Source organism: Bacillus infantis (assembly GCF_050107595.1).
GTDB classification, from domain to species: Bacteria; Bacillota; Bacilli; order Bacillales; family Cytobacillaceae; genus Bacillus_AB; species Bacillus_AB infantis_C.
The window spans coordinates 1-435 of sequence record NZ_JBNILH010000033.1 but is presented as its reverse complement, the minus strand read 5'-3'; the positions used below and the strand labels follow the sequence as shown (position 1 = coordinate 435).

1 pseudogene is annotated in these 435 nt (G+C 34.7%); it reads left to right on the top strand.

The annotated features are described in order from the left end of the window. Nucleotides 1–435: pseudogene (locus ACQCVH_RS25305) on the top strand (hypothetical protein); the annotation flags it as partial.

Here is a 435-nt window from a genome sequence, read left to right as displayed (position 1 = left end):
ATTTTGTGAGATTGCATACGCTGGTGCTGAATGTGTTTTTGAACATGAGCGATTGGAGAAAGGATTTAAATTAGAGAAAGGTGATAGTACTCCGTTAACCAAAGTTCCTGTAGATCGTCTCTTCTCCATTACTCCTTCTGTCAATGGAGTTGTTGTACATGCGGAAGAACATTGCGAGATTTGGGATTTAAATTGGAACAGTAAAGTAACAATTGATAACCCTTTCATTGAGCTTGCTGAGGTTACATTTATTCATCAAACAAAGGATATGATTCAAAAAAATATAGAAAATGGTGTTTTATACTACAGCATTCTTTATCTTGATACACCTTTACATGAGATACAAGATCGATTAGAAATACGAGTAAAACTAAATTCTGATTTTGGGGCTCCACGTCCAATTGAACAAGTTGAAATGGAGTATATACTAAACGA